This window comes from Neisseria sp., assembly GCF_041804105.1.
Lineage (GTDB): Bacteria > Pseudomonadota > Gammaproteobacteria > Burkholderiales > Neisseriaceae > Neisseria.
In genome coordinates this window covers 1-4,788 of sequence record NZ_JBHCJY010000052.1, presented here as the reverse complement: position 1 = coordinate 4,788, position 4,788 = coordinate 1, and the positions used below count along the sequence as shown (strand labels likewise).

At 51.1% G+C, this 4,788-nt stretch carries 5 protein-coding genes; all 5 read left to right on the top strand.

Annotated features, from left to right (window positions below; translation table 11 throughout):
• Positions 1 to 1,158: aminotransferase class V-fold PLP-dependent enzyme (locus ACEYDX_RS04915; RefSeq protein WP_373740917.1), on the top strand; the 1,158-nt coding region annotated here is incomplete at its 5' end.
• A 107-nt stretch (positions 1,159 to 1,265) separates the two neighbouring features.
• Positions 1,266 to 2,978, top strand: a complete 1,713-nt coding sequence (locus ACEYDX_RS04910; RefSeq protein ID WP_373740916.1) for a type IV secretory system conjugative DNA transfer family protein — start codon at positions 1,266 to 1,268, stop codon at positions 2,976 to 2,978.
• A 170-nt stretch (positions 2,979 to 3,148) separates the two neighbouring features.
• Positions 3,149 to 3,838, top strand: coding sequence for a hypothetical protein (locus ACEYDX_RS04905; RefSeq protein ID WP_373740915.1), 690 nt, complete (start codon positions 3,149 to 3,151; stop codon positions 3,836 to 3,838).
• Between the two features lie 32 nt (positions 3,839 to 3,870).
• Positions 3,871 to 4,200: a hypothetical protein gene (locus ACEYDX_RS04900; protein WP_373740914.1), complete on the top strand. Its 330-nt coding sequence runs from the start codon at positions 3,871 to 3,873 to the stop codon at positions 4,198 to 4,200.
• Between the two features lie 36 nt (positions 4,201 to 4,236).
• Positions 4,237 to 4,788: hypothetical protein (locus ACEYDX_RS04895; RefSeq protein ID WP_373740913.1), on the top strand; the 552-nt coding region annotated here is incomplete at its 3' end.

Sequence of the window (4,788 nt, the reverse complement as noted above, 5' to 3'; positions counted from 1 at the left end):
TACACCGGCCTGCTGGCCATCCGCCGCTACCACGAAGCCAACGGCGGCGGAAACCGCAACGTGTGCCTGATTCCCCAATCCGCCCACGGCACCAACCCCGCCACCGCGCAGATGCTGGGTATGAAAGTGGTGGTGGTGAAAACCGACGAAAAAGGCAACGTCGATATCGAAGACCTCAAAGCCAAAGCCGCCGAGCACCAAGACCGCTTGGGCGCGCTGATGATTACCTATCCCTCCACCCACGGCGTGTATGAAGAAGGCATCCGCGAAATTTGCCAAATCATTCACGATCACGGCGGCCAGGTTTATATGGACGGCGCCAACATGAACGCCCAAATCGGCATCATGCAGCCCGCCGAAGTGGGCGCCGATGTGCTGCACATGAACCTGCACAAAACCTTCTGCATCCCGCACGGCGGCGGCGGCCCCGGCATGGGCCCCATCGGCCTGAAAGCCCACCTCGCCCCGTTTGCGCCCAGCCACGCGGTAACGCCCGTCGAAGGCGCAACCGAAGGCATGAGCGCCGTTTCCGCCGCACCCTACGGCTCGGCCAGCATTCTGCCGATTACCTGGATGTACATCACCCTGATGGGCAAACAGGGTATGGAGCAGGCCACTCAATGGGCGCTGTTGAACGCCAACTATGTGGCGAAAAAACTGGGCGAGGATTACCCGATTCTCTACACCGGCAAAAACGGCCGCGTGGCGCACGAGTGCATCGTTGATCTGCGCCCCCTGAAAGCCGAGAGCGGCATTACCGAAACCGACATCGCCAAACGCCTGATGGACTACGGCTTCCACGCCCCCACCGTGTCGTTCCCCGTGCCCGGCACGCTGATGATCGAGCCGACCGAGAGCGAAAGCAAAGCCGAACTCGACCGCTTTATCGCCGCGCTCAAATCCATCCGCGCCGAAGTGCAAAAGGTTCAAAACGGCGAATGGCCGAAAGACGACAACCCGCTGGTCAACGCCCCGCACACCGCCTTCAACCTGACCGACGGCGAATGGGCGCACCCCTACACCCGCGAAGAAGCCGTGTTCCCGCTGCCGTATGTGCGCGAAAACAAATTCTGGCCGAGCGTGAACAGGGTGGACGATGTGTTCGGGGACAGGAATTTGGTTTGTTCTTGTCCGCCGATGGAGGCTTATGAAGGTTGATAGTTGTAAGCAGAAACAATGCCTGTCTGAAAATTTCAGACAGGCATTTCCTACTCCTATATCATATTGTAAAATTATGATTTAACTTGATTTACCTAAGAATTTAAATGACTCTGCACACCAAACTGATTTTTACCTTTTTCTTATTGATTGCCGCCTTAATCACGGGCAGCTACCTTTCGGGCTTTATCCTGCTTACATGGTTCGGGCTGCACAAAACTCCGCTGGGTTTGACAACCTATTTCCAATACTTCAACACTCTGCATATCCCACAGGTTGCAGCGTATTCTTTGCAGATTAAGACTTCGGGTATTATCGGTTTCGTTCTGCCTTTGGTTTTCGCCCTGTTCTGCCTGATTCCGTTGTGGAAACGCCCTGCTAAAAAGCTGCACGGCGATGCGCGCTTTTCGGGAATAGCCGATTTAACCAAAGCAGGCTTTTTCAAAAAGTCGGATACTTCCGTGGTGGTGGGCAAATACAACGGTAAACTGCTGCACTACAATGGTCAGCAGTTTGCACTATTGGCTGCCCCGACACGTTCGGGCAAGGGTGTCGGCATTGTCATTCCCAACCTGCTGCACTACCAAGGCTCGGTGGTGGTACTCGACATCAAACAGGAAAACTTCAACCTGACCAGTGGCTACCGCAAGGAGCAACTGGGGCAGGAAGTCTATCTCTTCAATCCGTTTGCCGAAGACGGACGCACCCACCGCTGGAATCCGTTTACCTATGTTTCATCGGATAAAAACCAGCGTGTTTCCGATTTGATGGCGATTGCAGCAATGCTCTATCCCGATGGTGACAGTAGGGATAAGTTTTGGGTATCTCAGGCGAGAAATGCATTTTTGGCGTTTTCGTTATATTTGTTTGAAACACACAGCGCAGAGGCATCGTCTTCTGTTTTTGCAGAAGACAATACTTCAGACAGTAACGGCAATGAGCATACAGCACCGTGTACGTTAGGTCAGGTTTACCGTATGTCTTTGGGTGAAGGCGACAATTTAAAAAACTATCTGCAAGGCTTAGCCAGCAACGAATACCTGAGTAGTACGTGCAGAACAGCCTTTTCTGGATTGCTGTCGCAGGAAAAAGAGACTTTCGGATCTATCATGGGAACATTTCAAGAACCGCTTAATATGTTTGCCAACCCATTTATAGACAATGCCACCGCTGCCGACGATTTCCTATTGACCGATGTACGCAAAAAGAAAATGACCATCTATATCGGCATCCTGCCGAATAAACTGGCCGAATCGCGCGTTATCGTCAATCTGTTCTTCTCGCAACTGATCAACCAAAACACCAAGCAACTTCCGCAAGACAATCCGGCACTCAAACACCAATGTCTGCTGTTGATGGATGAATTTACCAGCATCGGCAAAGTCGAAATCATCGCCAACGCCGTCAGCTATATGGCCGGTTACAACCTTCGCCTCTTCCCGATTATCCAGTCGGTCGCCCAACTGGACGCGGTTTACGGTAAGGAATCCGCCCGCACCATCGTTACCAACCACGCCCTGCAAATCATTTACACACCGAGAGAACAGCAGGATGCCAACGAATATTCCGAAATGCTGGGCTATACCACCGTACGCCGCCAAAACATCAGCAGAGGACGTGAGCGCAGCGTATCATCCAGTGAAGAGCGTCGCGCCTTGATGCTGCCTCAGGAACTGAAAGCCATGAGCCAAGACGAAGAAATCATTATTTACGAAGGTATGGCTTACCCTGCCAAAGTATCGAAGATTCGGTATTATCGGGATAAGGTGTTTGCCGAGAGAGTGAAACCAAAAGTAGGGATAGAAGAGCTTAAGATTTAATGGGTCTTGAAAAATAAATGCCCGTATAAAAACCTTTGCAGACAGACAAAGCCTTCCACAGGCGGAAACAGGTTGCCAAAAAAAGCGGTATCCCACTAAACTGAAAGGCCGTCTGAAAGTGGTTGAGGCATCTTCCGACTAGCGTACAGACTTATAGATAAGGAGTCAGCATGTCCCGTATTAAAGCAGCATTATTTTCAGCCGCAGGCCTGATGATTTTAACGGCCTGCATGCCGCACAATGCAGGCAAAACCGACAGTAATCCCGAAAAAGGAAAAGAAAAGATGGAACAGGAAAAAAAAGGCGGTTCGGAGCAGGCTAAGCAGCAGCGCTGCCGCAGCAAACTGCACAAAGCGGAGAGCCGCGACGATCTGCTCAGGCAGATGTACGAAACGGCGGTTTTGGATGACTGCCTGTATGCGATGGATGTTGAGGAGCTTGAACGGATTTGGGGGATACCGGTAGGCATCCCTGATCCCAATGACAAGGCACTCCTGCAGGATCTGCGCTCCCCGATCGGTCTTCATGTTACCAAAACCGAGCTTCTAGATGGTAGAAAAATTTATTATTTGAAAATGACGAAATCCGAATTTGAACGCACCGGCACGCTTTTTCCCGAAGGCAGGTTTCCGGCTTTTCTGCCCAAGCCGGAAGGGTTTGAGGATGAGCTGGGTTTGGCCAACAGGATGGCATGGATACTGTCCGGCAACCCCTATATCGGCCCGGAGAACGGCCCGATACGGTACAACTGGCAGTATTTCTGGCGGCTAAACGGCAGGATTATGGAAGCTTGGCATTGGGAGTTGGGTGCAATCGGGCATATGGAATTTCATGAACACGCAAACGGCCGCTTTGACTAATTTTAAGGCTGGCAATAAGAAAGGAATATCAAATGGTTAATCAGGTATTGAATCCGCAATCCGAAAGAGAGCTGGCTGCTGTGGGCTTTGCCAAAGCGGAACTGGACAGAATCAAGGCCAACGACCTGCTGGTACAGCAGGTGAACCAGTTTGCGGCCAGAGGAGGGAATTTTGGTAAAAGTAAACAAGGCGCGTTCTATTATAAAGGGGACATCTTCTTTCAGAAAAACTCCCCATACACCAACACGCAAACGGCCGCTTTGACAAATTTTAAGGTTAACGACAGAGAAAGGAGTATCCAAGTATTGTATTATCAGAACATCCTGAGGCCGTCTGAAAGGAATATCAGAATTTTCCGATAATACAAAACCGTACAGACATACAGATAAGGAGCAAACATGTCCCGTATTAAGACAGCATTATTTTCAGCCGCAGGCCTGATGATTCTAACGGCCTGCATGCCGCACAATGCAGGCAAAACCGACAGCAATCCCGAGAAAGGAACAGAAAAGATGGAACAGGAAAACAAAGGCGGTTCGGAGCAGGCTAAGCAGCAGCGCTGCCGCAGCAAACTGCACAAAGCGGAGAGCCGCGACGATCTGCTCAAGCAGATGTACGAAACGGCGGTTTTGGATGACTGCCTGTATGCGATGGATGTTGAGGAGCTTGAGAAAATTTGGGGAATACCGGTCAGAATGGTTGACCCCAACGATAGGGCACTCCTGAAGGATTTACATTCCCCAATCGGCCTGCATATCATCAAAGATGGGGTGGCGGGCGAAAGCAGGGCTTATTATTTGAAAATGACGAAATCCGAATTTCACCGTACCGGTACCCTTTTTCCCGAAGGCAGGTTTCCGGCTTTTCTGCCCAAGCCGGAAGGGTTTGAGGATGAGCTGGGTTTGGCCAACAGGATGGCATGGATACCGTCCGGCAACCCCTATATTGGT